The organism is Pseudomonas khavaziana, from assembly GCF_036704165.1.
GTDB classification, from domain to species: Bacteria; Pseudomonadota; Gammaproteobacteria; order Pseudomonadales; family Pseudomonadaceae; genus Aquipseudomonas; species Aquipseudomonas khavaziana.
Map to the genome: position 1 here is coordinate 2850357 of NZ_CP129946.1, position 26355 is coordinate 2876711.

Genomic DNA, 26355 nt, shown 5'->3' on the forward strand with positions numbered 1-26355 from the left:
TGTATGCGCTCTTTTTTTGCCCCGGCCCTGGCCTTCGCTGCTTTGTCGCTGACCGGATGTATCACTGCCCCAAATGCTCCCTCACTGACTCTGCAAACCGCCAAGACCCCTGAAGGCTATGTGCAGTGCGTATTGCCCAAGCTGGAAAAACACGGCATCACCTCGACCGTGACGCAGAACTCGCGCCACGCCAAGGTGTTGTTGACCAGCAAGATTGCTGCCGATGATGTGCTGGAGGCCTACAAGTCCCAGGACGGCACCAAGGTGTTCCTGTATGAGCGCAAACCGCTGGCCTCGGCGATAAAGCCGTCGCGGCTCGAGCAGGCGGCCCAGGACTGCAAGTAAGCCCCCTCTGAAAGGCAATGCATTTCAAAATGTGGGAGGGGGCTTGCTCCCGATGACGGTGGGTCAGCTACAGATAAGCTGACTGACACACTGCTATCGGGAGCAAGCCCCCTCCCACATTTGGACCATCATTCGGCTCAGGGTTTGGCTTCGTTGCTGAAACTATCGACCGTCTTGATCAACCCCTGCGCCGCCAACGCTACCAGCTCGCCGCCTTTCTCCACCGTCGCCAGCGCCGGGTCCGAGCCCATGCGCCCATCGGGGAAGCGTGCGCGGAAGTCCAGGGCTTCGCGAATCGGGCCGGTGTTGGCAATTTGCGGCGAGTACTCGGCCGACTTGATCGACTGCGGGTACGCCCATTGTGTCACCGCAATCTCCGACGGCGTGGCGTGGCTGCCGTGGCCGACCGGGAATTGGCGGTGGGCCAGGTCCGTTACGCCTTCCAGGTCCCACCAATTGACCAGCTTCAGCGCGAAGCCGGCCGGGCGGCGGGCGAAGCTGGCTTCGGCGTACAGCTCGGAGAACGCTGCTTCGATTGTGGCGATATTGCCGCCGTGGCCGTTCAAAAACAGGATCTTCTCGAAACCATGCCCGGCCAGCGAGCGCACCCAGTCGCCAATCGCGGCGATAAAGGTGGAAGGGCGCAGGGAGATGGTGCCGGGAAAGCCCAGGTGATGTTGGGCCATGCCGATATTGAAGGTCGGGCCGATGAGGATGTCGGCGTTTTTCTGTGCCTCGTGGGCGATGATCTCCGGGCACATCCAGTCAGTGCCCAGCAGGCCGGTAGGGCCATGTTGTTCGTTGGAGCCGATGGGAATCACCACCGTGCGACTGCGTTCCAGAAACTGCCCGATTTCGATCCAGGTGGAGGTGTGTAGAAGCATGCGACGCTCTCTTTTATCTGTGGGGACAGGCTATCCGCCACGGATTGTACGACTACTCGCCACCTGTTGGGGTTTGCAATTGAGGTAGGTCGAGGACTTCAACCAGCGCTGGTCCGGGTACCAGGAGAACATGAACTGCCCACCCTTGAGCTTGTCCACTACCTGGCGCGCCACCTGTGGGCGCACCGCCGGGCAGCCCTGGCTGCGGCCTATGCGGCCTTCGCGCTTGCTCCACAAGGGGCTGACGTAGTCGGCGGCATGGATCACGATGGCACGGTCGCGTGCCAAGTCATTGAAGCCGGGTTCCAGGCCATCCATGCGCAGCGAATAGCCGTGGGTGCCGAGGTAGCTTTCCTGGGTGCGGAACAAGCCCAGGCTGGACTGGTGGCTGCCCTCGAGGTTGGAGAACTGGGTGGCGAAGTTTTCCCCGGACTTGGCTCCATGGGCCACCAGGTCACGCAGCACCAGGGTCTGTTTGCGCAGATCGAAGATCCACAGCCGACGAGCGGTCGAGGGCTGGGAGTAGTCAATAACCGCTAGGCGATCGGAACGTTCCTCGCCGTTATTGACCGCGCACTGCATCGCGCTCAAGGCGCTTTTCAGCACGGCGGGATTGAGTTCTGGAGCCGAGCGCGCCAGGCTGCTATACAAGGAAGGAGGGGTGCCATTGGCGGCGAGCGCAACATTGCTCAGTAAAGCCAGGCTCCCGGTGATCAAGCCCACGGTGGTTATGCCGAGGCGGCGCATAAAAGTCAGCATCTACAGTCGATCCCCAGGCTGTGGAGTGGAGCTCAGTCAATTGTTCAAAAAACACGCATGTTACTTGAGCATTTGCCTGCTCGTTGCACCATTGGTCGCCATGGCCGATGCACCGCCGCTGGAGCCGTTGCCGGTGACCACGCCGGCGCCGATCGACCTGGCGCCCGTTCAACAGGCTTTGGCGCAATTGCCCAGCGTCTGCCCCCAGTTGGCTCCGCGGATCGACGCCACCGCGTTGGTGCGCCTGCAAGCCTTTTACCAACAGCAGGGCAATGCCTCGCTGTGGTCGAACGACGAGCCCCGCAAAGCCTTGCAAGCCCAGCTGCTGATGCTCGCCGACGACGGCCTGGACCCCACCCACTATAGCTTGCCCACGGTGGATGCTACGTCCAACGTGCTGTGCAGCGATATCGCGACCAGCCAGCAATACCTGCAGGCCTTGCACGATTTGCATTACGGGCGCCTGCTGCAATCGCGTTATGAACCGCTCTGGCATTCTCAACCGCCCACAACAGACCCGAACACTGCAGTATTGGCATTTGCCGCTACCGGCTTGCAGGACATGGTCAAGGCGTTCGACCAGGCGCGCCCCAGTGCGGATTTGTATCGCAGCCTGCGCAATGCCTATTCCAACGTGCGCCAACAGCCTTTACCGCACTGGGACGCGGTGGGCAGTGGCCCGTTATTACGCCCCGGCATGGAAGATCCGCGCGTGCCGGAACTGGCGCGGCGCCTGCACAGTGGCGGCTATCTGGTCAAGTTGCCCGGCGGCAATGGCAAGCAATACCAAGGTGAGTTGGTCAAGGCGGTGAAGGCGTTCCAGCTCAGCCACTCCTTGCAAGCCGACGGTGTGATCGGTGCGGGCACCGTGGCCGAACTCAATATCAGCCCGGCGGTGCGCCGTGAACAACTGCGCATCAACCTGGAACGTTTCCGCTGGATGGCCCAGGACCTGGAGCCCGAAGGCGTCGTGGTCAATGTGGCGGCCGCGCAACTGAGCGTGTACCAGAGCGGTATCCCGGTGTGGCAAACCCGCCTGCAGGTCGGGCGCGCGGAACGCCAGACACCGTTGCTCAAGTCGCGCATCACACGGTTGACCCTCAACCCCACCTGGACCATCCCGCCGACCATCATGCGCGAGGACAAGCTCCCGGCCATCCGCCTCAACCCCGAATACCTGCGCCAGCAAAACCTGCAGGTGCTCGACGCCGAAGGCCACCCGCTGGCGCCCGAGCAAGTTGATTGGGCACGCCCCGGCAACATCCTGCTGCGTCAGCAGGCCGGCCCGCGTAACCCGCTGGGCAAGATCGTGATGCGTTTCCCCAACCCGTATTCCGTGTACCTGCACGACACCCCCAGCCAACCGCTGTTCACCAAGGGGCCGCGGGCGTTCAGTTCCGGCTGCGTGCGGGTCGAGCAGCCGCTGTTGCTGCGCGACCTGCTGGTGACCCCGGCCGAGCGCACCCGCACCGATGAATTGCTGGCCACCGGCGTGACCCATGAATTCAGGCTGGCCACGCCAGTGCCGGTGTTGTTGGGGTATTGGACCGTGGAGGTGGATCGCCAGGGGAGCCTGGTCTACGCGCCGGATATCTATGCATTTGATCCGGTGTTGATCAAGGCCATGGGGAGTGTGCTCTAGGCAGAATGTTGGAGCGAGCTTGCTCGCGAAAACGTCAACGATAACGCGTTTCTCCTGAATAAACGCGGCGCCTATGGGTTTTTCGCGAGCAAGCTCGCTCCTACAAGAGCCCTAAGCGGGTTCTCAGTCAGGTATCAATTGCTGGCGGCACTCCAGTACAAGCCGGGCACCGCCCAGTTCGCTGGTGCCGACGTCGAGCTTGAAGCCGTGCAAGTTGATGATCGCCGCCACAATCGACAGCCCCAAGCCAAAACCACCTTGTTGATCGTTTTCATCCACCCGATAGAAACGCTGGAATACCGAAGCGCGTTCAGCCGCCGGAATTCCGGGTCCCGAGTCGAGCACTTCAATGCGGGTGCTGCCCATATCATTGACCGCCCGCAGGATGACCTTGCCAGTGGGCGGGGTGAACTTGATCGAGTTGCTCAACAGGTTGGCCAAGGCTTCAAACAACAGCGCGCGGTCGCCGGTCACCCACGGCAGTGATTCGGGCGCCTGCAGCACCAGTTCCATTTCACCTTCTTCAGCCAGGGGCAGATAGAAGTCGTGCAATTCGCGCAGCAACGGCAACGGGTCGAGTACCAGGAAACCCGAGCGGCGCTGGTGGTCCTCAAGTTCCGAAATGCGCAGCAGCCCGCGAAAGCGCGCCATCAGCGTGTCGGTTTCGGCTATCGCATCATCGAGTTTTACCGCGTGGGCGGAGTCTTCCTCGGCTTGCTGTTTGATGCGGTAAAGCTGTGCACGCAGGCGTGTGAGCGGGGTACGCAAGTCGTGGGCGATGGCGTCGCACACACCCTTGACCTCGTTCATCAGCTTCTCGATGCGGTCGAGCATGGCATTGACGATGGCGGCGAGCATGTCCAACTCGTCACGGCGGTTGGACAGCGGCAAGCGGTGCGTCAGGTCGCCGGCGACGATGGCTTCGGCGCTGGCCTGGATCCCGCGGATCCGCCGCAGCGGGCGGCGGCGCAGCAGGTGCCAGCCGGCAGCGCCAGGGATGATGGTCAACGATAGGGCCCACAGCAAGGCGTGCCAGATGATCCGGGTTACGCCGAACAGCGAACCGTTGGCGCGCACCAGCACCAGCCAGCGCCCGTCGCCGGTGCGGGTAGCCACGGCGTCGCAGCTGTCCTTGGGCAGTTTCGGGTCGTCGGATTCGACGCAATTGGCCAGCGCATGGATCTTGCCATCCAGAGGCAGGTCGGCCGGCACCTTACGGATTGGCCCGCTCAGGGGGCGAAATTGCTCATCGAACAGACCATAGGCGTCCACGCCCTTCATGTCGAAGGTCATGCTGGTGGTCAAGGCTTCCACCAGTTCTTCGCCGTCGAAGCGCTGGAATAAATGCTGGCGCTGCAGTAGGGAGTGGCGCGACAAATCGCCCAGGTAACCTGATACCTCGTAGTACAGCACCCCCATGAGGATGCAGCTCCAGGCCACGAACAACGAACTGTACAGCGCCAGCAAGCGGCTGCTGGAAGAGCGCCAGCCTTTAGAGGGGTTCAGCAATGACATAACCGGAACCTCGTACCGTGCGGATCAACGGCGTAAGGCCCGGTGGGTCGATCTTTTTGCGCAGGCGACCGATGTGCACATCGATCAGGTTGGTGCCTGGGTCGAAGTGATAACCCCAGACTTCTTCGAAGATCATCATCCGCGAGAGAATCTGCCCAGTGTTGCGCATCAGGAATTCCAGCAGCTTGTATTCGGTAGGCAACAGGGTCAGCGGTTGCTCGGCACGGCTGGCTTCGCGGCTGATCAGGTTCAGTTCCAGGTCAGCCACGCGCAGGGCGGTCTCGAACTCCTTGACCGTGCTTTTGCGCCGCAGCAACACCTCGACGCGGGCGGCCATTTCGTCGGAGGCGAACGGTTTGGTCAGGTAGTCATCGCCCCCGGCACGCAGGCCGCGTACGCGCTCGTCGACATCAGAGAGCGCGCTGATCATCAGGATCGGCGTCGACACCCCGATGGTGCGCAAGGTGGTGACGATGGCCAGGCCATCCAGTTCGGGCAACATGCGGTCGAGGGTGATCAGGTCATAATCACCACTGACGGCACGGACCAGGCCTTCGCGGCCATTGTCCACCCAATCTACGTCCAGTCCATGGCTACTCAGCTCGGCGACGATCTCGCGGGCCGTTACGGCGTCATCCTCGATGGTCAAAATGCGGGTCATAGGATTACCTGGTGAGCGTTCACACTAGAAGTGCGGGTATTTTGCCAAGAAGTTGCTGAATGTTTCCTAAATAAAACTTCATCTAGTAGAAAGGCCATTTATTCATGACTGGCACGGATTCGATGTGGGAGGGGGCTTGCTCCCGATAGCGGTGTGTCAGCCAAGGTTTCATCGACTGAAACACCGCTATCGGGAGCAAGCCCCCACCCACAGGGAAATGTGCTCGGCGGAAGAATGCATAACGCCCGTTCAGAACAGTCATTTATTGCAACTTGCATGGTTTGAATAAGTTCAAACTTCCTAAGCTTTTGAAATATAAGGATTTTAATTTTGTGCACGACTGGCATGGTGCCTGCACTGTCCCTTTTGAGACTTGTAACACTATTTTTCATGCCTGGAGCAAAACAACAATGATCACATCCTCATCCACGCTGCAAGAGTCAAGCACGCTCTCCGGGGTTTCCTGGGGGGCGATCTTCGCCGGGGCCGCTGCGGCGGCTGCCTTGTCATTGATACTGGTGCTGCTGGGCTTCGGCCTGGGCTTTTCGGCGGTTTCGCCGTGGGCCGACAGTGGCATCAGTGCCAAGGGCCTTGGCATTTCCACGATTGTCTGGCTGGCCTTTACCCAGATTGTTGCGTCGGGCCTGGGCGGCTACATCGCCGGTCGGTTGCGGGTAAAGTGGGCCAATATGCATGGCGATGAGGTGTACTTTCGCGATACCGCCCATGGCTTCCTGGCCTGGGCAGTGGCGACACTGATCACCGCGATGTTGGTGGTCGGCTCCGTCAGCAGCGTCGTCAGCGGTGGTGTGCAAGCCGGTGCCAGCGTCGCGTCGGGCGCCGCCAGTGGCATGACCCAAGCGGCCGGCAGCGCAGCACAGGGTGCCGACAGCGGTGACTTCGGCTACTACGTCGACAGCCTGTTTCGCGATGACCGCCCAGCCGCAGTCAGCGATGACGCCGCTCACGCCGTGGTCGGTCGCATTTTCGCCCGCACCCTGAGCAACGACGGCCAACTGGCCGCCGAAGACCGTGCCTACCTGGCCCAGTTGATCAGCCAGCGCACCAACCTCAGCCAGGCCGATGCCGAAGCGCGTATCGACAAAGTCTACGGCGATGCCCGTAAAGCCATCGAAGACGCCAAGCTCAAGGCCAAGCAAGCCGCTGATACCGCTGCGAAAGTCGCTGCCTATACCTCGCTGTGGACCTTCGTGGCGTTGTTGATCGGTGCGTTCTTTGCCAGCTTCGCCGCTACCTTCGGCGGTCGCCGTCGGGATGCCGTGGTGTATGTCGAAACCGAAAACTACGTTCGTTGATTCAAGGCCCGTTCACTCAAGGAGAATATGATGCGCTCATTATTGCTGTGGTTCCTCGGCGTGCCGATTCCGCTGATCATCCTGATCGCGATCTTCATGCACTAAACCCGAGCCTGGCTCGGTGAAGGGTGGGAGGGACTTTGTTCCCTCCCACTTTGCGTTTTGCGCAGGATCAGCCAGCTTGTAACCAGTAATGCACTGGCAAGCGAGGTCATGATCACCAACGGCTGTGAAGTACCGTCCGATAGCAGTCCGGTGGCCCAACTGCTCAGCGCCGTGACAAACATCTGGATGAAAAAGAACAGCCCCGACGCCGTGCCGGCAATTGCCCCATACGGCTGCAACACAGAGAGCTGGCAAGCAGGCATCGTCAGGCCCACCGACACCATGATCACCACCATCGGCACCACAATGGCCAGCCATGCCTGTGGCAGCAGTGCCGTGGCCAGCGCGAGCAAGATGCTGCCCAGCACATTCAAGCCGATGGCGACGCTGATCAAGCGGTCGGCCCCGAACCGCTGCACCAGGCGCCGGAACAGGTTGGCACCAAGCATATAGCCACTGATTGTCGCGGCAAACACCAGGGCGTAGGCGCTCGGCGACAAATCGAAGCTTCGTTGCAGCAATGCCGAAGACTCGCTGATAAACGGAAAGTACGTGCTGTACGCGCAGCCGATCGCCAAGGCATAACGCAGGAAGTAGCGGTCGCGCAGCAATTGGCTATAGGTGCGCAGCAAGTGGCTGGGCGGTGCAGCGGCCACTTGCGGTGGGCGGGTCTCAGGCAGGCGGCGCTGGACCACCAGGCACAGCGCGCAACCGATCCCCCCGAGCAATACAAACAAGCCACGCCAGCCCAAAAGCGGCAATAACAGGCTGCCGAGCACCGGCGCGGCCATGGGCGATACGGCCATCGCCATGGAGATCAACCCCAGCAGGCGCGCCTGCTCATCGCGGTCAAAATAATCGCGCACGATCACTCGGCCAATCACCGTGGTGCAGCACCCGCCAAGCGCCTGGAACAGCCGCGCAATGACCAGCACGCCGAGGCTATCGGCCAGGGCGCAGGTCACTGTCGCCAGCACATACAGCATCAACCCGGCCAACAGCACCGGGCGTCGGCCGAAGCGGTCGGTGAGCGGGCCGCTGACCAGCAGGGAAATCGCCGAGCCGAGGGTGTACAGGGTCAGGACCAGTTGCAACTGGCTGTCCTGGGTGTGGAAGTAGTCGGCCATGGCGGGCAGGGCGGGCAAATGCAAATCCAGGGTGAGGCGCGGCAGGCCCACCAGGACCGTCAGCAACGTCAGCCAGAACCAGGGAGCGAGAAGGCGTTGAGTCATGGGCGGGTTTCTTCGCAATGGGTAGAGCCCGGACTCTAGCGACTTTGTGGTTTAATCCTCAGTACCACTTATGCCATGGATGACTGGACCACTATGAGCCGCGGAAAAGCTGCCTCCGACCTTGACCTGCCGCGCCCCGATACGCTGGATGCAGGCAAGCAGCAGGGCGCCTACGAAGCGTTGCGCGAGGCGATCCTGGCTCGACAGTTGCCGGCCGGCAGTCGTTTGCCGTCGACCCGCAGCCTGGCCGAGCGCTGGCAGGTCTCACGTGGCACCCTTGAGGCCGCTTTTGACCGTTTGCACAGCGAAGGCTATGTGCAGCGTGTGGCCGGCTCCGGCACGCGGGTGTGTGCGGTGATTCCGGAGCAGTTCATCGCCGCCCCGGTGGCCAGGCAAAACCAGCGCCGACCGGTTGAGCCCGACTTACCTCACGCCGGCGTGCAGAGCCACGTGCCCTTTGTCGCACGACGCCCGGATGCCAGCCTGTTCGACCTGAAAACCTGGGCGCGCTGCCTCTCCCGCGGGTTGCTGGCGGCAGGTCCCGGCGTGCTGGAGGCTGCGCACCCCGGCGGGTTGCCGGCCTTGCGCGAACTGATCGCGGATTACCTGCGTCGCTATCGCGGCATGCAGTGCGAGGCAGATGAAGTGATCGTCACCACGGGCATTCGCCATGGTCTTGACCTGATTGCGCGCACGCTGCTCCAGCCAGGTGACACCGCCTGCGTCGAAGACCCCGGCTACACACCGGCGCGGCGTTTGTTCGGCCTCGCCGGGGCGCGGGTCCAGGCGATCGCGGTCACCACCGAAGGGCTCGACACCGACCAGCTCCCCGAGCACGCACGGCTGGCCTATGTCAGCCCGGCGCACCAGGCGCCGCTGGGCGTGACCCTGTCGGTGTCACGTCGGCTGGCACTGCTGGACTGGGCGAACCGGGCGGATGCCTGGGTGGTGGAGGATGACTACGACAGTGAGTACAACTACAACAGCGCACCTCTGGCGGCGCTCAAGTCCCTGGATTCGAACAACCGCGTGCTCTATTGCGGCAGCTTCAACAAAAACCTGTTTCCCGGCTTGCGGGTCGGCTTCATGGTGGTGCCCAAGATCCTGCGCTCGCCACTGCTGCGCACCTTGCAACTGACCGGGCATTCAGTGGGCGCAACCGACCAGCTGGGCTTGGTGGAGTTTCTTGGCAGTGGTGCCTTCGTGCGGCATCTGCGGGCTTCGCGCCAGGCGTATCAGGCGCGGCGGGATGCCTTGCTTGCCTGCCTGCCGGAGGGCGTCACGGTCAGTGGCCAGCAGGCCGGGCTGCATTTCGTGCTGTGGTTGCCGGCCGGGGTGCAAGAGGCGGACTTCTGTGACCGCGCCGCCAACGCCGGGCTGAGCTTGCAGCCGTTGGGCAAATTTTGTGTCGATGTGACGTTGCCGCCCGCCGTGATTATCGGCTACACCGCGTTGACCCTCGCGCAGATCCGCTTCCACGGCCGGGCCCTGGCGCAATTACTGTAGGAGCGAGCTTGCTCGCGAAGATCGTTAACGATAACGCGGGCATCCTGGATGGCCGCAATGCCTATGGGTTTTTCGCGAGCAAGCTCGCTCCTACAGGTAGTGCGCGTCAGTCGTCGAACCCGACCTGCTCATGAATCTCGTCCACCTTCAATTCCAACCGATACGCCACCGCAATAAACAGCGCCTGGCACAGGCACAAGGTGGCGCTCAACGAGCGGAAGGCGAACGAGGAACCTTCATTGACCAGAAGCACCGCGTTCGCGCGCTTGGCCAGCGGTGACAGGTTGCTGTCGGTGATGATCAGGGTCTTGGCCTGATGATGCTGGGCGATGCGCAGGCAGTGCTGGGTTTCCTTGCCGTAGGGCGTGAAGCTGATCGCAATCACCAGGTCATTGGCACGCACACTGCGCATCTGCTCGCGATAACTGCCGCCCAGGCCGGAAATCAGGTGGATGCGCTTGTTGGTGTGCTGCAGGTTGTAGACCAGGTAGTCGGCCACCGCAAAGGAGCGGCGCACACCGACCACGTAGATGTTGTCGGCATTGACCACCAGGTCCACGGCTTTTTCGAAGGCGGTATCGTCCAGCTCCAGGCCCAGGCGCTCGATGCCCGAGAGGGTCGCGTTGACGCATTCGCGCGCGAGGTCGCCACCGCTGGCCTTTTGCGACTTGTTGGCGATCATGCTGCGGATGCGCTGCTGGTAGTTCTGCACCGGCGTGGTCTTGTGGGTATACGCCTCGCGAAACAGCGCCTGCATCTCGCTGAACCCGCTGAAGCCGAAACGCTGGGAGAACCTCACGATGGCCGAGGGGTGCACTTCGCATTCACGGGCAATGTCGCTGATGCGGTCGACCATGATCCGGTCACTCTGCTGGCTCATGTAGCTGGCGATCCGCTTGAGTTGACGGGGCAGGCTCTCGTATTCGTCGGTGATCAGCTGCAACAGGCGTTCGGCATTGATCGGAGGGCTGGCGACAGTTTCTTCCAGAGTGGTCTCGGGATCGGTGCGGGACATGGGCAATCCTTCTGGCGTGTTCGTCTGATGCGCTGATGGGTGGCGCAAGTCTACAGGGTAGGCGCAAAAAAATACCTCGGCATCACGGCCCGCGTGGCCTGCTGAAACGATGCACGGGCGCTGGTGTGCCGCTATGCTGACGTATTGGAAAAAATATTCCACTAAAAATAATTATGGAATAAATATTGATTGCCGCCGCTGGACGTTCTAGTCTGCTCCCACCAAGAGCGTTTGCCGTCGCCACGGCGGCACAACGCAGGCTGATAAAAATAACAGGAGCCAGCATGGGCCAGACTCGTTTTGCCAGTGGGCGTCAATTGGATCTGATTTGCCTCGGGCGCCTGGGCGTCGACCTCTATGCGCAGCAAGTCGGTGCGCGGCTTGAGGACGTGACCAGCTTCGCCAAGTACCTCGGCGGTTCTTCCGCCAACATCGCCTTCGGCACCGCCAGGCTGGGTCTCAAGTCAGCGATGCTGAGCCGCGTGGGCGACGACCATATGGGCCGTTTTCTGGTGGAATCCCTGGCCCGTGAAGGCTGCGATGTCAGCGCTATCAAGATTGACCCGGAGCGCCTCACCGCCCTGGTGCTGCTGGGCCTCAAGGATCGTGAAACCTTCCCTCTGGTGTTCTACCGCGAAAACTGCGCGGACATGGCCCTGCGCGCCGAAGACATCAGCGAGGCCTTTATTGCCTCCAGCAAAGCGCTGTTGATCACCGGCACGCACTTCTCCACCGACGGCGTGTACAAAGCGAGCATCCAGGCCCTGGATTACGCCGCCAGGCACAACGTCAAACGCGTGCTGGACATCGACTACCGCCCGGTGCTGTGGGGCCTGGCGGGCAAGGCTGATGGCGAAACCCGTTTTGTTGCCGACCAGAATGTCAGCCAGCATGTGCAGAGGATCCTGCCGCGTTTCGACCTGATCGTCGGCACTGAAGAAGAATTCCTCATCGCCGGTGGCAGTGACGACCTGCTCACCGCGTTGCGCACCGTACGCGAACTGACACCTGCGACCCTGGTAGTCAAGCTGGGTCCCCAGGGTTGCACGGTCATCCACGGCGCGATTCCTGCGCGGCTGGAAGACGGGGCGATCTACCCCGGCGTGCGCGTGGAAGTGCTCAATGTGCTGGGGGCCGGCGATGCCTTTATGTCGGGCTTTCTCAGCGGCTGGATCAATGACGCCAGCGATGAACGTTGCAGCCAGTTGGCCAATGCCTGCGGTGGCCTGGTGGTTTCGCGCCATGCCTGTGCACCGGCCATGCCGACACCCGCCGAGCTCGAGTACCTGTTCAGCAGCCCGGTGCCCATTACCCGCCCGGACCAGGACGTGACCCTGCAACGCCTGCACCGCGTAACGGTGCCGCGCAAGGCCTGGAAGCAATTGTTCGTGTTTGCCTTCGACCACCGCTGGCAACTGGTGGACCTGGCGCAAAAGGGCGGCCAGGAACCGGTGCGCATCAGCGCGATCAAGCAGCTGTTTATCCAGGCCATCGAACGTGTGGAGCGCAAACTCAGCGAGCAGGGCATCGAGGCCGACGTGGGCCTGCTCGCCGACCAACGTTTCGGCCAGGATGCCCTCAACGCCGCCAGCGGTCGCGGCTGGTGGATCGCACGCCCGGTGGAAGTGCAGAACTCGCGGCCTCTGGCGTTCGAACACGGCCGCTCGGTGGGCAGCAACCTGATTGCCTGGCCCCAGGAACAGATCATCAAGTGCCTGGTGCAATTTCATCCCGATGACGAACCGATGCTGCGCCTGGAGCAGGAAGCGCAACTCAAGGCGGTGTACGAGGCCTCCATCGTAAGCGGGCATGAGCTGCTGCTGGAAGTCATCCCGCCCAAGGATCACCCGTCCACTTACCCAGATGTGCTGTATCGCAGCCTCAAGCGCCTGTACAACCTGGGCATCTACCCGGCCTGGTGGAAGATCGAGGCGCAGTCGGCCGAGGATTGGAAGAAACTCGACGAACTGATCCAGGAGCGTGACCCGTACTGCCGGGGCGTGGTGCTGCTGGGTCTGAACGCGTCCGCCGAATGCCTCGCCGATGGTTTCCAGCAAGCACGCCTGAGCACCACCTGCCGTGGGTTTGCCGTAGGCCGCACGATCTTCCAGGAGCCGAGCCGGGCGTGGATGGCGGGGGAGATCAATGATGAGACCTTGATCCAGCAGGTACAGGCTACCTTCGAACAACTCATCAATGCCTGGCGCAGTTCCAGAGCTTAATCACAGTTCTAAAGGTGCAATGCAATCAAATGTGGGAGGGGGCTTGCTCCCGATAGCGGTGTATCAGGTACCTATTTATCAACTGACCCACTGCCATCGGGAGCAAGCCCCCTTCCACACAGGCTGATCCCAGTGATCTCAGGCTAAAACAATAAAGGTGCAGCCATGCCCGCAATCCGAATTGGCATCAACCCGATCTCTTGGAGCAACGATGACCTCCCGGCCCTTGGCGGTGAAACGCCGCTGAGCACGGCCTTGAGTGAAGGCAAGGACATCGGCTACGAAGGTTTTGAGCTCAATGGCAAGTTTCCCAAGGATGCCAAGGGCGTCGGCGACGTGCTGCGTCCCTATCACCTGGCGCTGGTCTCGGGCTGGTACTCCAGCCGCCTGGCCCGTCGTTCGGTGGCCGAGGAAATCGAGGCCATTGCCGGTCATGTCGAACTGCTCAAACAAAACGGCGCCAACGTACTGGTATACGGCGAAGTCGCCGATTCGATCCAGGGTTCACGCATTCGCCTGATAGAACGTCCGCGTTTTCACAGCGAACAGGCCTGGCAGGCGTACGCCGACAAGCTCACCGAGCTGGCGCGTTTCACCTTGTCTCAAGGCGTGCGCCTGGCCTACCACCACCATATGGGCGCCTACGTCGAGTCCCCCGAAGACATCGACCAGCTGATGCAGCGCACCGGGCCGGAAGTCGGCCTGCTGTTCGATTCGGGCCACTGCTACATGGGCGGCGGCGAACCCATCGAGGTGTTGCGCAAGCACATCGACCGCGTTTGCCACGTGCATTTCAAGGATGTGCGCAAACCCGTGGTGCAACTGGCGCGCAACCAGATGTGGAGCTTTCCCGATTGCATCGTCAACGGCACTTTCACCGTGCCCGGCGATGGCGACATCGATTTTGCACCGTTGCTGGACGTACTGCTGGCGGCGAACTACGAGGGCTGGCTGGTGGTGGAAGCCGAGCAGGACCCGGCCGTGGCGCCCAGCTATATCTACGCCAAAAAGGGTTATGACACCTTGCGTGCGCTTCTCAACCAGAGGACTTGAGTGATGAGCTTGTTGGTCAAAAGCAGCAAACGCGGGCAAACCATGGTCGCCCTGGAGCCCGGGCGCCTGGAATACGTAGGCTTTGCCGCCTACCGGCTGAGCCAGGGCGAAAGCCTGCCGGTCAGCGCGGGCGATCAGGAGTTGTGCCTGGTGTTGCTCAGCGGTCGGGTTAACATCGAAGGCGAAGGTTTCAGTTGGCAGAACCTCGGTGATCGCCAGTCGGTGTTCGAAGACAAGTCACCGTTCGCCGCCTACCTGCCGCCCGGCACCGACGCCCAGGTCAACGCCTTGAGCGATGTGCAGATCGCTGTCTGCGCCGCCCCGGGTGCCCAGGGTTTTGCTCCGCGCCTGATCCGCCCCGAGCAGTGCAAACGCAGTGTGCGCGGCAAAGGCGCCAACACCCGCTACGTGTGCGACATCCTGCCCGACAGCGAGCCGGCCCATTCGCTGCTGGTGGTGGAAGTGCGCACACCGTCGGGGCATTCCTCGAGCTACCCGCCGCACAAGCATGACACCGACGACCTGCCGCACCAAAGCTTCCTGGAAGAGACCTATTACCACCAGATCAACCCGCCCCAGGGCTTTGTATTCCAGCGCGTGTACACCGATGACCGCAGCATCGACCAGGCCATGGCCGTGGAAAACAGCGACCTGGTGGTGGTGCCCAAGGGTTATCACCCGGTCAGCGTGCCGTACGGCTACGAGTCGTATTACCTCAACGTGATGGCCGGCCCCAAGCGCGCCTGGCATTTCCATAACGACCCGCAGCACAGCTGGCTGCTGGACCTTTAAACGGTTTGGACGGAGAACAACAACAATGAAGTCGCCGCTACGTTTTGCCCTTAACCGCATGGTCGCGCCTGACCTGGCCCTGGCGGATTTCATCCAGATGGCCAAGGCCCTCAAGTGTGATGCCATCGAGATCCGCAACGACCTCAAGAACCGCGAAATCGAATACGGCATGCCCGCCACTCGCGTGCGTGAGTTGTGCGCGGCGCAGGGTATTACGGTGCTGTCGATCAACGCGCTGTACCCCTTTGATGTGTGGAACGACGAGCGTCGCGCCCAAGCGTTGGAGCTTGCCACCTACGCCCGCGAATGCGGTGCCCAGGGTCTGGTGATGTGCCCGTTCAATGAGCCCGGCGATACGCGCACCGACGCGCAGCGCGCCGCCGCTTTGCGCACCGCCTTGAGCGAACTGGCGCCCATCCTGCGCGAGTACGGGATTCTCGGTTTCGTCGAACCCCTGGGCTTTGAAGTATCCGCCCTGCGTCGCAAGCGCGTGGCGGTGGAGGCGATCAAGTCCATCGGTGGCCTGGATGTGTTCCGCGTGGTGCATGACACCTTCCACCATCACCTGGCCGGCGAGCATGAGTTCTTTCCCGAACTGACCGGCCTGGTACATATCTCCGGGGTGGAAGATCGCGAGGCGCCGCTCAACGCGATCAGCGACGGCCACCGCGTACTGGTAGGCGAGGGCGATATCCTCGGCAATGCGGCGCAGATCGACACCCTGTTGAGTACCGGCTACAGCGGCTATCTGTCGTTCGAACCGTTTGCCGAAAGCGTGCATGGGTTGGCGGATATCCAGCAGGCCTTGGGGGCAAGCATCGCCCACCTGCAAAAACCATAAGGGGCGCGTCATGACCACCACACGATTGACCATGGCCCAGGCCCTGGTGAAGTTCCTGGATAACCAATACATCGAAGTCGACGGCGTACAGAGCAAGTTTGTTGCCGGCGTATTTACCATTTTCGGCCATGGCAATGTATTGGGCCTCGGCCAGGCCCTGGAGCAGGACAGCGGCGACTTGGTGGTGCATCAGGGCCGCAACGAACAGGGCATGGCCCATGCCGCCATCGGCTTTGCCAAGCAGCACCTGCGGCGCAAGATCTATGCGTGCACGGCTTCGGTCGGGCCTGGCGCTGCGAATATGCTCACCGCCGCAGCCACCGCCACGGCCAACCGCATCCCGTTGTTGCTGTTGCCCGGCGATGTCTACGCCAGCCGCCAGCCGGATCCGGTGCTGCAGCAGATCGAGCAGTTCCACGACCTGAGCATCAGCACCAACGACGCGTTTCGCTCCGTGAGCAAATACTGGGACCGCATCAACCGCCCTGAGCAATTGATGACGGCGGCGATCCAGGCCATGCGCGTGCTCACAGATCCTGCGGAAACCGGCGCGGTGACCCTGGCCTTGCCTCAGGACGTACAGGCCGAAGCCTGGGACTACCCCGACTACTTCCTGCAAAAACGCGTGCACCGCATCGACCGGCGCCCGGCCACCGCCGCGATGATCGACGATGCGCTGGCCGCGTTTCACGGCAAGCGCAAGCCGCTGATCATCTGCGGTGGCGGGGTGAAGTACTCCGGCGCCAATGCCGCGCTGCAAGCCTTCGCTGAGCGCTTTGCGATTCCCTTCGCGGAAACCCAGGCGGGCAAAAGCGCAGTGGTTTCCAGCCACCCGCTGAACGTCGGCGGCATCGGCGAAACCGGCTGCCTGGCGGCCAACCTGCTGGCGCCCGAAGCCGACCTGATCATCGGTATCGGCACCCGCTATACCGACTTCACCACCTCATCCAAATCGCTGTTCAAGCACGCCGAGGTGAAGTTTCTCAACCTCAATATCAGCCCGTGCGACGCCTTGAAACTCGACGGCGTGCAAGTGCTGGCGGATGCCAAGGTCGCCCTTCAAGCGCTGGCCGATGCCCTGGGCGATTACCGTTCCGGCTGGGGGGAGCAAATCGCTGACGCCAAGGCGCAACTCGATGCCGAAGTGGACCGTGTGCATCAGGTGGAATACCAGGGCGCTGGGTTCGTCCCCGAAGTCAACGACCACCTGGACCCTGGAGTCTTGCGTGAATTTATCGAGCTGACCGGCTCATGCCTGACCCAAAGCCGTGTGCTTGGCGTGCTCAACCAGAGCCTGGCCGACGACGCGATCATCGTCGCCGCCGCCGGCAGCCTGCCCGGCGATTTGCAACGGGCCTGGCGCAGCAAGGGCGTCAACACCTACCACGTCGAATACGGCTATTCGTGCATGGGCTATGAGATCAACGCGGCCCTTGGCGTGAAGCTGGCCGAGCCGACCAAGGAGGTCTATGCGTTGGTCGGTGATGGCTCCTACATGATGCTGCACTCGGAATTGGCCACCTCGATCCAGGAACGGCGCAAGATCAACGTGGTGCTGCTCGACAACATGGCTTTCGGCTGTATCAACAACCTGCAGATCGGCAATGGCATGGACAGCTTCGGCACCGAGTTCCGCTACCGCAACCCCGAGAGCGGCAAGCTCGACGGTGGCCTGGTGCCGGTGGACTTCGCCATGAGTGCGGCGGCCTATGGCTGCAAGACCTACAAGGTCAGCACGGTGGAGCAGCTCGACGCGGCCCTGGCGGATGCGCGCACGCAAAGCGTCTCGACCCTGATCGATATCAAGGTGCTGCCCAAGACCATGATCCACGGCTACCTGTCGTGGTGGCGGGTGGGCGTGGCACAGGTGTCTACCAGCGAACGCACCAATGCCGCTGCGAAAAAACTCAATGAACACCTGGCAAAAGCCCGGCAGTACTAATAACAAGAGGAGTGTTTGCATGTCTTTGCTTTCTAATTCACTGCGGTTAGGTGTAATCGGCACAGGCGCCATCGGCCGTGACCATATCCGTCGTTGCAGCCAGACCCTGCTCAACAGCCAGGTGGTGGCGGTCACGGACATCAACCTTGAGCAGGCCGCCAAGGTGGTCGCGGACTTGAAGCTGGACGCAGAGGTGTACCCGGACGGCCATGCACTGATCAGCTCGCCGCAGGTCGAAGCGGTACTGGTGACGTCCTGGGGCCCAAGCCACGAAGACTTCGTACTGGCTGCCATCGCCGCCGGCAAACCGGTGTTCTGTGAAAAGCCGCTGGCGGTGACCGCCGAAGGCTGTCGCAAGATCGTCGAAGCCGAAGTGGCCCATGGCAAACGCCTGGTGCAAGTGGGGTTCATGCGTCCGTATGACGAAGGCTATCGTGCCTTGAAAGCGGTGATCGACAGCGGCCAGATCGGCGAGCCGCTGATGCTGCACTGCGCGCACCGTAACCCCACGGTGGGCGAGAACTACAACACCGGCATGGCGATCACCGACACCCTGATTCATGAGCTGGATGTGTTGCGCTGGCTGCTCGACGACGACTACGTTTCCGTGCAGGTAGTGTTCCCGCGCAAGACCAGCAAGGCCCTGGCCCACCTGCGCGACCCGCAGATCGTACTGCTGGAAACCGCCAAGGGCACGCGTATCGACGTGGAAGTGTTTGTGAACTGCCAATATGGCTACGACATCCAGTGCGAAGTGGTGGGCGAGACCGGTATCGCCAAGCTGCCGGAGCCGTCCCAGGTGCAACTGCGCAGTGGTGCGAAGCTGTCCAACGCGATCCTGATGGACTGGAAGGACCGCTTTATCGGCGCCTATGACGTGGAGTTGCAGGCCTTCATAGACAGCGTGCGCGCTGGAAAGCTAGGTGGGCCGTCGGCCTGGGATGGGTATGCGGCGGCGGTGGCGGCGGATGCCTGCATTGAAGCCCAGGGCAGCGGGCAGATTGTGCCGGTGAGCTTGCCGGTTCGCCCACACTTCTACGGCTAACCCCAATCTCACAGGTGGATCCTGGTCAAAGTGGGAGGGGGCTTGCTCCCGATATCGGTGGGTCAGTCACCCAGTATGTATCTGATCTACCGCTATCGGGAGCAAGCCCCCTCCCACATTTGGACCGGGTTTTCAGTTCAAGAAGGAGTTGATGCATGCGAATCGGACTAGTCGGCTACGGCCATGGAGGGCGCTTCTTTCATGCGCCGCTGATTGCGACATTGCCAGGCGCCACGTTTGTCGGCGTGGTCACACGATCACCCGAACGTCGCCAGCAATTGGCAACCGACCACCCCGGCATCCAGGCCTTCGGCTCCATCGGCCAGATCGTCGAGGCCGGCGTCGACGCCCTGGTCATCTCCACCACCCTCAAAGGCCGCCCTGCACTGGTTCTGGAAGCCATCGAACACGGTGTAACCGTGGTCAGCGATAAACCCTTTGCGGCCAACGCCGAACAAGCCCAAGCCTTGATCATCGCCGCCGAGCGCCAGGGCTCGCTGCTCAGCGTCTACCAGAACCGGCGCTGGGACTCGGATTACCTGACCCTGCGCAAACTTATCGATGCCGGCGCCCTGGGCAGCATCACCCGGTTTGAATCCCGCGTGGAGCGCTACAGCCCGGAGGCTGTGGGCAATGCCAGTGGCGGCGGATGGCTGCGTGACCTGGGCAGCCATCTGGTGGACCAGGCGCTGCAACTGTTCGGCCCGGTGGATCGGGTGTTCGCCCAACTGCACTACACCCCTGAACACCCCAGCGTGGATTACGGTTTTTTTGTTTCCCTGACCCACGCCAACGGTGTGATTTCACACCTGTGGGGCAACGCCTTGCAGAACAGCCAGGCGCCACGCTTTCGGGTCAGTGGCAGCTTGGGTTGCTATACCGTCGAAGGCTTGGACGGCCAGGAAGACGCGCTGCTGTCCGGCAAATCACCGAAGACCGAAGGCGAGCACTGGGGCGCCGAGGAACATCGACGCTGGGGCTGGTTCGAGCAGGGGCCGGAACGTGAGCGGGTGCCGTCGGAGAAGGGCTGCTGGACCCAGTTCTATCGCCAATTGCAAGCAGCTGTGCAGGGCCAGGGGCCACTGCCGGTAAGCGCCTATGATGCGCTGGAAACCACCCGTATATTGGACGCCGCGCGCCTGAGTGCCGAGCGCCAGCAGGTGGTTTCGACAAAAATAGAATAAAATTCTAAAACAGGTTGATATGGAAATTATTTTCCAATAAAGTCTTTTCCAGGTTGCATAAAGTCCGTCCCGCACACGTTTGGGGCGACTCAACAAAAACAAGATCAAAAACAACCAGGTACCGTCAGATGAAAATCTTCAACGCTGTACTGCGAGTTTTACGCCCCGCCCAAACGCCTCGCGGCCTGCCCCGCGCCCGGCCGTTCTACTTCTCCTTCCTCAATGTGCTGTGCGTCGAAAACCAGGGCGCGCTGCTCTGCTGCATTCCAGGCGCGCCGGTGGTGCGAGTGCCGGCCGAGGCCTGATCAACGCAACGTCCAAAAAAACCAACAAGAAAGTGGAGACAGACCGTTCATGAAGACCCCGATCCGTTTTACCGCGCTGGCCCTGTCCATGCTGCTGGCCAGTGGTGTTGCCGGCGCCGCCGATCTCAAGGTGGGCGTCACGATGTCCGCGTTCGATGACACCTTCCTTACTTACCTGCGCGAAGACATGGACAAGCAAGCCAAGTCCTACCCCAAGGGCGATGGCGTGCAACTGCAGTTCGAAGATGCCCGTGCCGATGTGGTCAAGCAACTGAGCCAGGTCGAGAACTTCATCAGCCAGAAAGTCGACGCCATTATCGTCAACCCGGTCGATACCGCCTCGACCAAGAACATCATCAGTGCCGCGACCAAGGCGGGCATTCCGCTGGTGTTCGTCAACCGCCGGCCCGACCAGAAAGACCTGCCCAAGGACGTGGTGGCGGTGACGTCCGATGACGTTGAGGCCGGCCGCCTGCAAATGCAGTACATCGCTGAGAAACTCGGTGGCAAGGGCAAGATCGTGATCCTGCTCGGCGACCTGGCGAACAACTCCACCACCAACCGCACCAAGGGCGTGAAGGAAGTACTCGCCAAGTACCCGGACATCAAGATCGAACAGGAACAGACCGGTATCTGGCTGCGGGACAAGGGCATGACCCTGGTCAACGACTGGCTGACCCAGGGCCGCGAGTTCAATGCAGTGCTGGCCAACAACGATGAGATGGCCATTGGCGCATCCATGGCGCTGAGATCGGCCGGCAAGGAAAAGGGCAGCGTGCTGATCGCGGGTGTCGACGGTACGCCGGACGGCTTGAATGCAATCACCAAGGGCGACATGGCCGCCTCCGCGTTCCAGGACGCCAAGGGTCAGGCCGTGGGTTCGGTGGAGGCGGCGCGCAAGATGGCCAGGAACGAGCCGGTCGAGCAGAACGTGATCATTCCGTTCCAGCTGATTACTCCGGAAAACGTCGCCCAGTTCAAGTAGTCCTCACATCACAACAATGAACCGGCAGGGCGGTCGTGCCCGCCCTGCTGATGGAGTACCGCCTTATGCTCGCTCATGCCGCTGTTTCGCAGCCTCCCGGTATCCAGCCGTTGCCGCCGGACGAACCCTACCTGTTGGAAATCGTCAACATCAGCAAAGGCTTTCCCGGCGTCGTGGCCCTGGCCGACGTACAACTGCGTGTGCGTCCTGGCACGGTGCTGGCGCTGATGGGCGAGAACGGTGCGGGCAAGTCGACCTTGATGAAAATCATCGCCGGTATCTATCAGCCCGACGCTGGGGAAATCCGCCTGCGCGGCAAGCCTATCGTGTTTGAAACACCGCTGGCGGCACAGAAGGCCGGGATCGCGATGATCCACCAGGAACTCAACCTGATGCCGCACATGAGCATCGCCGAGAACATCTGGATCGGCCGCGAGCAGCTCAACAGCCTGCACATGGTCAACCACCGCGAAATGCACCGCTGCACCGCCGAGTTGCTGGCGCGCCTGCGCATCAACCTCGACCCGGAAGAACAGGTCGGCAACTTGAGCATCGCCGAGCGGCAGATGGTCGAGATTGCCAAGGCAGTGTCCTATGACTCCGACATCCTGATCATGGATGAGCCCACCTCGGCGATCACCGAAAAGGAGGTGGCCCACCTGTTTTCGATCATTGCCGACCTCAAGTCCCAGGGCAAAGGCATCGTCTATATCACGCACAAGATGAACGAAGTGTTCGCCATCGCCGATGAAGTGGCGGTGTTCCGCGACGGCCAGTACATCGGCTTGCAACGTGCCGACAGCATGAACAGCGACAGCCTGATCTCAATGATGGTAGGGCGTGAGTTGAGCCAGTTGTTCCCGGTGCGCGAGACGCCCATTGGTGAGCTGCTGCTGTCGGTGCGCGACCTGAGCCTGGACGGTGTGTTCAAGGATGTATCGTTCGACCTGCACGCCGGGGAAATCCTCGGCATCGCCGGGCTGATGGGCTCCGGACGCACCAATGTGGCAGAAACCATTTTTGGCATCACCCCAAGCACCAGTGGGCAAATCACCCTTGACGGCCAGGCGGTGCGTATAACCGACCCGCACATGGCCATCGAGAAAGGCTTTGCGCTGTTGACCGAGGACCGCAAGCTCAGTGGCCTGTTCCCGTGCCTGTCGGTACTGGAGAACATGGAAATGGCGGTGTTGCCGCACTATTCGGGCAACGGCTTCATCCAGCAGAAAGCCCTGCGTGCGTTGTGTGAAGACATGTGCAAGAAGCTGCGGGTGAAAACTCCGTCCCTGGAACAATGCATAGACACCTTGTCCGGCGGCAACCAGCAAAAGGCCTTGCTGGCGCGCTGGCTGATGACCAACCCACGTCTGCTGATCCTCGACGAGCCGACCCGCGGCATCGATGTGGGCGCCAAGGCCGAGATCTATCGCTTGATCGCTTTCCTCGCCAGCGAAGGCATGGCGGTGATCATGATTTCTTCCGAACTGCCCGAAGTACTCGGCATGAGCGACCGGGTGATGGTCATGCACGAAGGCGAACTGATGGGCACCCTGGATCGCGCTGAGGCCACCCAGGAAAAAGTCATGCAGCTGGCTTCCGGCATGACCGCGGTCCACTGATCTACAGAATAAGAAGGTGATGGGTTATGAACGCAATAACAGACAACAAGCCGGCGACGGCACCGGTCAAGAACCGTCGACGCATGCCTACCGAGCTGAGCATCTTCCTGGTGCTGATCGGCATCGGCCTGGTGTTTGAACTGTTTGGCTGGATCGTGCGCGACCAGAGCTTCTTGATGAACTCCCAGCGCCTGGTGCTGATGATCCTGCAAGTATCGATCATCGGCCTGCTGGCCATCGGTGTGACCCAGGTGATCATCACCACGGGGATCGACCTGTCTTCCGGCTCGGTACTGGCCTTGTCAGCAATGATCGCCGCGAGCCTGGCGCAGACCTCCGACTTTTCCCGGGCGGTGTTTCCGTCCCTCACCGATTTGCCGGTGTGGATCCCGGTGGCGATGGGCTTGGGCGTGGGGCTGCTGGCCGGGGCAATCAACGGCAGCATCATCGCGGTCACCGGCATCCCGCCGTTTATCGCAACCCTGGGCATGATGGTCTCGGCCCGTGGCCTGGCGCGTTATTACACCGAAGGCCAGCCGGTGAGCATGCTCTCGGATTCCTACACGGCTATCGGCCATGGCGCGATGCCGGTGATTATCTTCCTGGTGGTGGCAGTGATCTTCCATATCGCCCTGCGCTACACCAAGTACGGCAAGTATACCTACGCCATCGGCGGCAACATGCAGGCGGCACGCACCTCAGGGATCAACGTCAAGCGCCACTTGATCATCGTCTACAGCATCGCCGGCCTGCTGGCGGGCCTGGCCGGCGTGGTGGCTTCGGCACGTGCGGCTACCGGCCAGGCGGGCATGGGCATGTCCTATGAGCTGGATGCGATCGCCGCAGCGGTGATCGGCGGCACCAGCCTGGCGGGCGGGGTAGGGCGCATCACCGGCACCGTGATCGGCGCGCTGATCCTCGGCGTGATGGCCAGTGGGTTTACCTTCGTCGGCGTTGACGCGTATATCCAGGACATCATCAAAGGCCTGATCATCGTGGTGGCGGTGGTGATCGACCAGTACCGCAACAAGCGCAAGCTCAAGCGCTGAGTGAATCCAAGGGCCGAATCAGATCAAATGTGGGAGGGGGCTTGCTCCCGATAGCGCGGGTTCAGTCAATGCATATGCAAGCTGATACACCGCTATCGGGAGCAAGCCCCCTCCCACATTTAGTCCGGGAGCAGCCACTTTCAACCGTTTGTCTTCTATATAGCTCCACAAACTTGAATTTCTTGCTATAAACGCACTCCGATGACCGTTCGCCAAGCCCGTCCTGGTGCCTTTGGGGGTTAATTGGGAAAAAATGCCTGTCTTTTCAGTTGCTGCGCCCTCAAGTCGGCCTTAGACTGCCGCCCCTCGTAAATTGAGTGCCGGGTGGCGCTTGAAATGGACGGCGCCCTTCCGAGACCTGCAGAGGCCTGCCGGAACGCTCCCTTATTCGCCTTAATGCACGTATTTTTTATAGAGAAATCAATGACAAAGGAAAAGTTGCTGGCCATGCCGGCGGATGACTACATGAATGCCGAACAGCACGCTTTTTTCGAGAAGTTGCTGCAAGACATGAAAGTGGAACACCACGAGCGCATTGAACAGAACCGCATCGCCATTGAAAGCCTGGACACCCCGGCCGACCCGGCTGACGCCGCTTCCGTGGAAGAAGAGCGTACCTGGCTGGTAAATGCCATCGATCGCGACCAGCGCATGCTGCCGCAGCTTGAGCGCGCCCTGGAGCGTATCAAGGAAGATTCCTTTGGCTGGTGCGATGACAGCGGCGAGCCTATCGGCCTCAAGCGTCTGCTGATCAGCCCTACCACCAAGTACTGCATCGAAGCGCAAGAGCGCCACGAGCAGATCGACAAGCACCAGCGTCAAGCCTGACACGGGTGAGGGGGGCGCCTGCCAGTGAGCCGGCCGCCCCGCCTGCAACAGCATCGCGAGAGCATCCGGCCGCGTCCAGCGCGTGGATTGTTGCTGTTTATGCAATGAAGCTATTCCGAAGATAGCTTTTTCCAACTGGAATAAAACCGTAGCATGGCCAACATTGTTAGCAAGCTAACTAATGCTGCGGAGAAGCTCCATGCAAAACAAAGTCGATGTGGCCGTAATGATCGGCAGTGGCGTACCTGAGACCCTGCGTGCCTTGGGCCAGAGAGCCTGCTGGGTGGTATTGCTCAATGGTGAGCAGCGCGGTACCGCCTTCGCCAGCCGCGATGAGGCCGAGGAGTGCAGGACTGCCTGGCAAGCGCTGGTGCGCATGGAACAGTCAGACAGCCTGCATTGAATTATTCCTTGGGCGATTCGTGCAACAGTGCGTTGAGGTCATCCACCGCAGGCGCCCATTCGGCATCTACATGCAATTGTTCCTTGAGGAATCTCGCCTGTTGTTCGCTCCAGAACGGCGCGTCGATGAGTTTGACATCATCCGGCAGGCGATGCTCGGCGGTAAAGCGCTCGATGGCCTCCTGGCTCGAGTCAAGGCCCAGTTGATCGAACAAGGTTTCGAGCGTGGGGGTGGTGGTATCCATGTCGTACTCCATGCAGTTCAGATGTGTATGCATGGGAGGCTTGGGGCGCGGCAGAGTTCTATCAGATTGTCAGGAAGTGAGCGCCCCTGAATCCACGGCTGCCTTGAGCGCCTTGGCGGCATCCTTCGCGGCGCTGGCAGCGGCGTCCACGGTTTTGAACCAGCGGTCCTTTTCTACCTGATGCGTAGTGACGGTGGTCAAGGGTGGTTTGGCACGCATTACGATAACTGCTTGAAACTCTCCGTCTACTTCCCTGGCATCGCCGTGGATAAAAAATTCGCCAATATCAAATTCCGTCACGTATAGCCTTCCCTTCAAGGTAACTGCACTGATGAAACCTGACCCGCAGGGGGCAAACTTCAATGGACGGGCCAGTATGGCAGTTGTTGAAGGGCGACGGCGCGGTAAAGTCATCCAGGTGACGAAACGAGTGTGTCACACAGGGCTTGCAACTTGGCCTCCAGGGTCTTGGCCAGTTCGCAGGCCTTGTTATGATCGGTGCGAAACCCCTTGATCCGGCCACTGGGTACTTCAAGGATGTGGAAAAAGTTCTTCCCAGCCGGTACAACTTGATAAATGACCGAGTTCGAGTACCCATCAGCGTTATGCAAGCAGTAATATTGGCGTTCCTCTGACCATGATGAACGCTTGTGGAAAGACGCAGCATCGTGTTGACGTCGTTGCATGCTCAGCTCCTGTCGATCTTGTTGACCTGTCAGTGGCGTTTCGGGTGGTTTAAGCTGGGTTGCTGTTTTAGTATTGTCGTCGGCAGTTCGCGACTGGTTCCATGCGCGGTTATTTTTTTGCTCTGGACGTCGGAAAACTGCATTTTCGATTGGGTTATTCTCTGAAGTTGCTCGACT

26 protein-coding genes are annotated in these 26355 nt (G+C 61.0%); 17 read left to right on the top strand and 9 right to left on the bottom strand.

Annotated elements, in window-relative coordinates; genetic code table 11:
• The first annotated feature begins 3 nt into the window (after positions 1 to 3).
• Complete coding sequence (locus tag QYQ93_RS12630; RefSeq protein WP_043050565.1) at positions 4 to 345, top strand: hypothetical protein; 342 nt, start codon at positions 4 to 6, stop codon at positions 343 to 345.
• Positions 346 to 482: 137 nt separating this feature from the next.
• On the opposite strand, the gene QYQ93_RS12635 is transcribed toward QYQ93_RS12630, so the two are convergent.
• Both QYQ93_RS12635 and QYQ93_RS12640 read right to left on the bottom strand, forming a co-directional pair.
• Positions 483 to 1229, bottom strand: a complete 747-nt coding sequence (locus tag QYQ93_RS12635) for a creatininase family protein (RefSeq protein WP_043050566.1) — start codon at positions 1227 to 1229, stop codon at positions 483 to 485.
• Positions 1230 to 1259: 30 nt separating this feature from the next.
• A complete protein-coding gene (locus QYQ93_RS12640; protein ID WP_338477097.1) occupies positions 1260 to 1988 on the bottom strand; it encodes a murein L,D-transpeptidase catalytic domain family protein in 729 nt (242 codons plus the stop codon).
• Positions 1989 to 2028: 40 nt separating this feature from the next.
• Between QYQ93_RS12640 and QYQ93_RS12645 the strand changes: the two genes are divergently transcribed.
• Complete coding sequence (locus tag QYQ93_RS12645; protein ID WP_338477098.1) at positions 2029 to 3630, top strand: L,D-transpeptidase family protein; 1602 nt, start codon at positions 2029 to 2031, stop codon at positions 3628 to 3630.
• Between the two features lie 123 nt (positions 3631 to 3753).
• Here QYQ93_RS12645 and QYQ93_RS12650 read toward each other — a convergent pair whose 3' ends face one another.
• Both QYQ93_RS12650 and QYQ93_RS12655 read right to left on the bottom strand, forming a co-directional pair.
• Entirely contained in the window at positions 3754 to 5145 is a 1392-nt protein-coding gene (locus tag QYQ93_RS12650; protein ID WP_338477099.1) for a HAMP domain-containing sensor histidine kinase, read from the bottom strand.
• The gene (locus QYQ93_RS12655) at positions 5123 to 5806 is read right to left on the bottom strand and encodes a response regulator transcription factor (protein ID WP_005787712.1); all 684 of its coding nucleotides are present in this window, start codon (positions 5804 to 5806) and stop codon (positions 5123 to 5125) included. The genes QYQ93_RS12650 and QYQ93_RS12655 overlap by 23 nt, the downstream gene beginning before the upstream one ends.
• 410 nt (positions 5807 to 6216) lie before the next feature.
• On the opposite strand from QYQ93_RS12655, the gene QYQ93_RS12660 reads away from it, so the two are divergent.
• Positions 6217 to 7122, top strand: a complete 906-nt coding sequence (locus QYQ93_RS12660) for a hypothetical protein (protein ID WP_043050569.1) — start codon at positions 6217 to 6219, stop codon at positions 7120 to 7122.
• A 101-nt stretch (positions 7123 to 7223) separates the two neighbouring features.
• Here the strand turns inward: QYQ93_RS12660 and QYQ93_RS12665 are convergent, their stop codons facing one another.
• A complete protein-coding gene (locus QYQ93_RS12665; RefSeq protein ID WP_338477100.1) occupies positions 7224 to 8459 on the bottom strand; it encodes a multidrug effflux MFS transporter in 1236 nt (411 codons plus the stop codon).
• A 93-nt stretch (positions 8460 to 8552) separates the two neighbouring features.
• On the opposite strand from QYQ93_RS12665, the gene QYQ93_RS12670 reads away from it, so the two are divergent.
• Complete coding sequence (locus QYQ93_RS12670) at positions 8553 to 9965, top strand: PLP-dependent aminotransferase family protein (protein WP_338477101.1); 1413 nt, start codon at positions 8553 to 8555, stop codon at positions 9963 to 9965.
• A 106-nt stretch (positions 9966 to 10071) separates the two neighbouring features.
• Here QYQ93_RS12670 and QYQ93_RS12675 read toward each other — a convergent pair whose 3' ends face one another.
• Positions 10072 to 10980: a MurR/RpiR family transcriptional regulator gene (locus tag QYQ93_RS12675; protein ID WP_043050572.1), complete on the bottom strand. Its 909-nt coding sequence runs from the start codon at positions 10978 to 10980 to the stop codon at positions 10072 to 10074.
• A gap of 284 nt (positions 10981 to 11264) precedes the next feature.
• Here QYQ93_RS12675 and QYQ93_RS12680 point away from each other — a divergent pair, with 284 nt between their 5' ends.
• The 13 genes from QYQ93_RS12680 (at position 11265) to QYQ93_RS12740 (ending at position 25248) form a co-directional block, all read left to right on the top strand.
• Entirely contained in the window at positions 11265 to 13202 is a 1938-nt protein-coding gene (locus QYQ93_RS12680) for a bifunctional 5-dehydro-2-deoxygluconokinase/5-dehydro-2-deoxyphosphogluconate aldolase (protein WP_338477102.1), read from the top strand.
• 165 nt (positions 13203 to 13367) lie between these two features.
• Entirely contained in the window at positions 13368 to 14255 is an 888-nt protein-coding gene (gene iolE / locus QYQ93_RS12685) for a myo-inosose-2 dehydratase (protein WP_043050574.1), read from the top strand.
• A 3-nt stretch (positions 14256 to 14258) separates the two neighbouring features.
• Positions 14259 to 15047 (top strand): 5-deoxy-glucuronate isomerase, encoded by a 789-nt coding sequence (gene iolB / locus QYQ93_RS12690; protein WP_338477103.1) that lies wholly within the window; start codon positions 14259 to 14261, stop codon positions 15045 to 15047.
• A gap of 25 nt (positions 15048 to 15072) precedes the next feature.
• Positions 15073 to 15888, top strand: coding sequence for a TIM barrel protein (locus QYQ93_RS12695; protein ID WP_043050576.1), 816 nt, complete (start codon positions 15073 to 15075; stop codon positions 15886 to 15888).
• 10 nt (positions 15889 to 15898) lie between these two features.
• The gene (iolD, locus tag QYQ93_RS12700; protein WP_338477104.1) at positions 15899 to 17830 is read left to right on the top strand and encodes a 3D-(3,5/4)-trihydroxycyclohexane-1,2-dione acylhydrolase (decyclizing); all 1932 of its coding nucleotides are present in this window, start codon (positions 15899 to 15901) and stop codon (positions 17828 to 17830) included.
• 19 nt (positions 17831 to 17849) lie between these two features.
• Positions 17850 to 18875, top strand: coding sequence for a Gfo/Idh/MocA family protein (locus QYQ93_RS12705; RefSeq protein ID WP_043050578.1), 1026 nt, complete (start codon positions 17850 to 17852; stop codon positions 18873 to 18875).
• Positions 18876 to 19030: 155 nt separating this feature from the next.
• A complete protein-coding gene (locus tag QYQ93_RS12710; protein WP_338477105.1) occupies positions 19031 to 20059 on the top strand; it encodes a Gfo/Idh/MocA family protein in 1029 nt (342 codons plus the stop codon).
• A 128-nt stretch (positions 20060 to 20187) separates the two neighbouring features.
• A complete protein-coding gene (locus QYQ93_RS12715) occupies positions 20188 to 20364 on the top strand; it encodes a hypothetical protein (protein ID WP_164484431.1) in 177 nt (58 codons plus the stop codon).
• Positions 20365 to 20413: 49 nt separating this feature from the next.
• Positions 20414 to 21349 carry a sugar ABC transporter substrate-binding protein gene (locus QYQ93_RS12720; RefSeq protein WP_043050580.1) on the top strand — a complete coding sequence of 312 codons (936 nt, stop codon included), beginning with the start codon at positions 20414 to 20416 and terminating at the stop codon, positions 21347 to 21349.
• 65 nt (positions 21350 to 21414) lie between these two features.
• Entirely contained in the window at positions 21415 to 22968 is a 1554-nt protein-coding gene (locus tag QYQ93_RS12725; RefSeq protein WP_043050581.1) for a sugar ABC transporter ATP-binding protein, read from the top strand.
• A gap of 26 nt (positions 22969 to 22994) precedes the next feature.
• Positions 22995 to 24017, top strand: coding sequence for an ABC transporter permease (locus QYQ93_RS12730; RefSeq protein WP_003191668.1), 1023 nt, complete (start codon positions 22995 to 22997; stop codon positions 24015 to 24017).
• 423 nt (positions 24018 to 24440) lie between these two features.
• Positions 24441 to 24845 (top strand): TraR/DksA family transcriptional regulator, encoded by a 405-nt coding sequence (locus QYQ93_RS12735; RefSeq protein ID WP_003191666.1) that lies wholly within the window; start codon positions 24441 to 24443, stop codon positions 24843 to 24845.
• A gap of 199 nt (positions 24846 to 25044) precedes the next feature.
• The gene (locus tag QYQ93_RS12740; RefSeq protein ID WP_338477106.1) at positions 25045 to 25248 is read left to right on the top strand and encodes a hypothetical protein; all 204 of its coding nucleotides are present in this window, start codon (positions 25045 to 25047) and stop codon (positions 25246 to 25248) included.
• Between the two features lies 1 nt (position 25249).
• Here QYQ93_RS12740 and QYQ93_RS12745 read toward each other — a convergent pair whose 3' ends face one another.
• The 3 genes from QYQ93_RS12745 to QYQ93_RS12755 form a co-directional block, all read right to left on the bottom strand.
• On the bottom strand, positions 25250 to 25492 hold the full coding sequence (locus QYQ93_RS12745) for a DUF2789 domain-containing protein (RefSeq protein WP_043050582.1): 243 nt from the start codon (positions 25490 to 25492) through the stop codon (positions 25250 to 25252).
• 69 nt (positions 25493 to 25561) lie between these two features.
• Positions 25562 to 25792 carry a hypothetical protein gene (locus tag QYQ93_RS12750; RefSeq protein WP_034120023.1) on the bottom strand — a complete coding sequence of 77 codons (231 nt, stop codon included), beginning with the start codon at positions 25790 to 25792 and terminating at the stop codon, positions 25562 to 25564.
• A gap of 110 nt (positions 25793 to 25902) precedes the next feature.
• The gene (locus tag QYQ93_RS12755) at positions 25903 to 26178 is read right to left on the bottom strand and encodes a hypothetical protein (protein WP_052501165.1); all 276 of its coding nucleotides are present in this window, start codon (positions 26176 to 26178) and stop codon (positions 25903 to 25905) included.
• Positions 26179 to 26355 lie beyond the last annotated feature (177 nt).

Excerpts from the sequence above, each read along its gene's own strand:
- QYQ93_RS12630 (WP_043050565.1), top strand. The coding sequence starts at position 4 with ATGCGCTCTTTTTTTGCCCCGGCCCTGGCCTTCGCTGCTTTGTCGCTG.
- QYQ93_RS12635 (WP_043050566.1), bottom strand. The coding sequence starts at position 1,229 with ATGCTTCTACACACCTCCACCTGGATCGAAATCGGGCAGTTTCTGGAA.
- QYQ93_RS12640 (WP_338477097.1), bottom strand. The coding sequence starts at position 1,988 with ATGCTGACTTTTATGCGCCGCCTCGGCATAACCACCGTGGGCTTGATC.
- QYQ93_RS12650 (WP_338477099.1), bottom strand. The coding sequence starts at position 5,145 with ATGTCATTGCTGAACCCCTCTAAAGGCTGGCGCTCTTCCAGCAGCCGC.
- QYQ93_RS12655 (WP_005787712.1), bottom strand. The coding sequence starts at position 5,806 with ATGACCCGCATTTTGACCATCGAGGATGACGCCGTAACGGCCCGCGAG.
- QYQ93_RS12660 (WP_043050569.1), top strand. The coding sequence starts at position 6,217 with ATGATCACATCCTCATCCACGCTGCAAGAGTCAAGCACGCTCTCCGGG.
- QYQ93_RS12665 (WP_338477100.1), bottom strand. The coding sequence starts at position 8,459 with ATGACTCAACGCCTTCTCGCTCCCTGGTTCTGGCTGACGTTGCTGACG.
- QYQ93_RS12670 (WP_338477101.1), top strand. The coding sequence starts at position 8,553 with ATGAGCCGCGGAAAAGCTGCCTCCGACCTTGACCTGCCGCGCCCCGAT.
- QYQ93_RS12675 (WP_043050572.1), bottom strand. The coding sequence starts at position 10,980 with ATGTCCCGCACCGATCCCGAGACCACTCTGGAAGAAACTGTCGCCAGC.
- QYQ93_RS12680 (WP_338477102.1), top strand. The coding sequence starts at position 11,265 with ATGGGCCAGACTCGTTTTGCCAGTGGGCGTCAATTGGATCTGATTTGC.
- iolE (WP_043050574.1), top strand. The coding sequence starts at position 13,368 with ATGCCCGCAATCCGAATTGGCATCAACCCGATCTCTTGGAGCAACGAT.
- iolB (WP_338477103.1), top strand. The coding sequence starts at position 14,259 with ATGAGCTTGTTGGTCAAAAGCAGCAAACGCGGGCAAACCATGGTCGCC.
- QYQ93_RS12695 (WP_043050576.1), top strand. The coding sequence starts at position 15,073 with ATGAAGTCGCCGCTACGTTTTGCCCTTAACCGCATGGTCGCGCCTGAC.
- iolD (WP_338477104.1), top strand. The coding sequence starts at position 15,899 with ATGACCACCACACGATTGACCATGGCCCAGGCCCTGGTGAAGTTCCTG.
- QYQ93_RS12705 (WP_043050578.1), top strand. The coding sequence starts at position 17,850 with ATGTCTTTGCTTTCTAATTCACTGCGGTTAGGTGTAATCGGCACAGGC.
- QYQ93_RS12710 (WP_338477105.1), top strand. The coding sequence starts at position 19,031 with ATGCGAATCGGACTAGTCGGCTACGGCCATGGAGGGCGCTTCTTTCAT.
- QYQ93_RS12715 (WP_164484431.1), top strand. The coding sequence starts at position 20,188 with ATGAAAATCTTCAACGCTGTACTGCGAGTTTTACGCCCCGCCCAAACG.
- QYQ93_RS12720 (WP_043050580.1), top strand. The coding sequence starts at position 20,414 with ATGAAGACCCCGATCCGTTTTACCGCGCTGGCCCTGTCCATGCTGCTG.
- QYQ93_RS12725 (WP_043050581.1), top strand. The coding sequence starts at position 21,415 with ATGCTCGCTCATGCCGCTGTTTCGCAGCCTCCCGGTATCCAGCCGTTG.
- QYQ93_RS12730 (WP_003191668.1), top strand. The coding sequence starts at position 22,995 with ATGAACGCAATAACAGACAACAAGCCGGCGACGGCACCGGTCAAGAAC.
- QYQ93_RS12735 (WP_003191666.1), top strand. The coding sequence starts at position 24,441 with ATGACAAAGGAAAAGTTGCTGGCCATGCCGGCGGATGACTACATGAAT.
- QYQ93_RS12740 (WP_338477106.1), top strand. The coding sequence starts at position 25,045 with ATGCAAAACAAAGTCGATGTGGCCGTAATGATCGGCAGTGGCGTACCT.
- QYQ93_RS12745 (WP_043050582.1), bottom strand. The coding sequence starts at position 25,492 with ATGGATACCACCACCCCCACGCTCGAAACCTTGTTCGATCAACTGGGC.
- QYQ93_RS12755 (WP_052501165.1), bottom strand. The coding sequence starts at position 26,178 with ATGCAACGACGTCAACACGATGCTGCGTCTTTCCACAAGCGTTCATCA.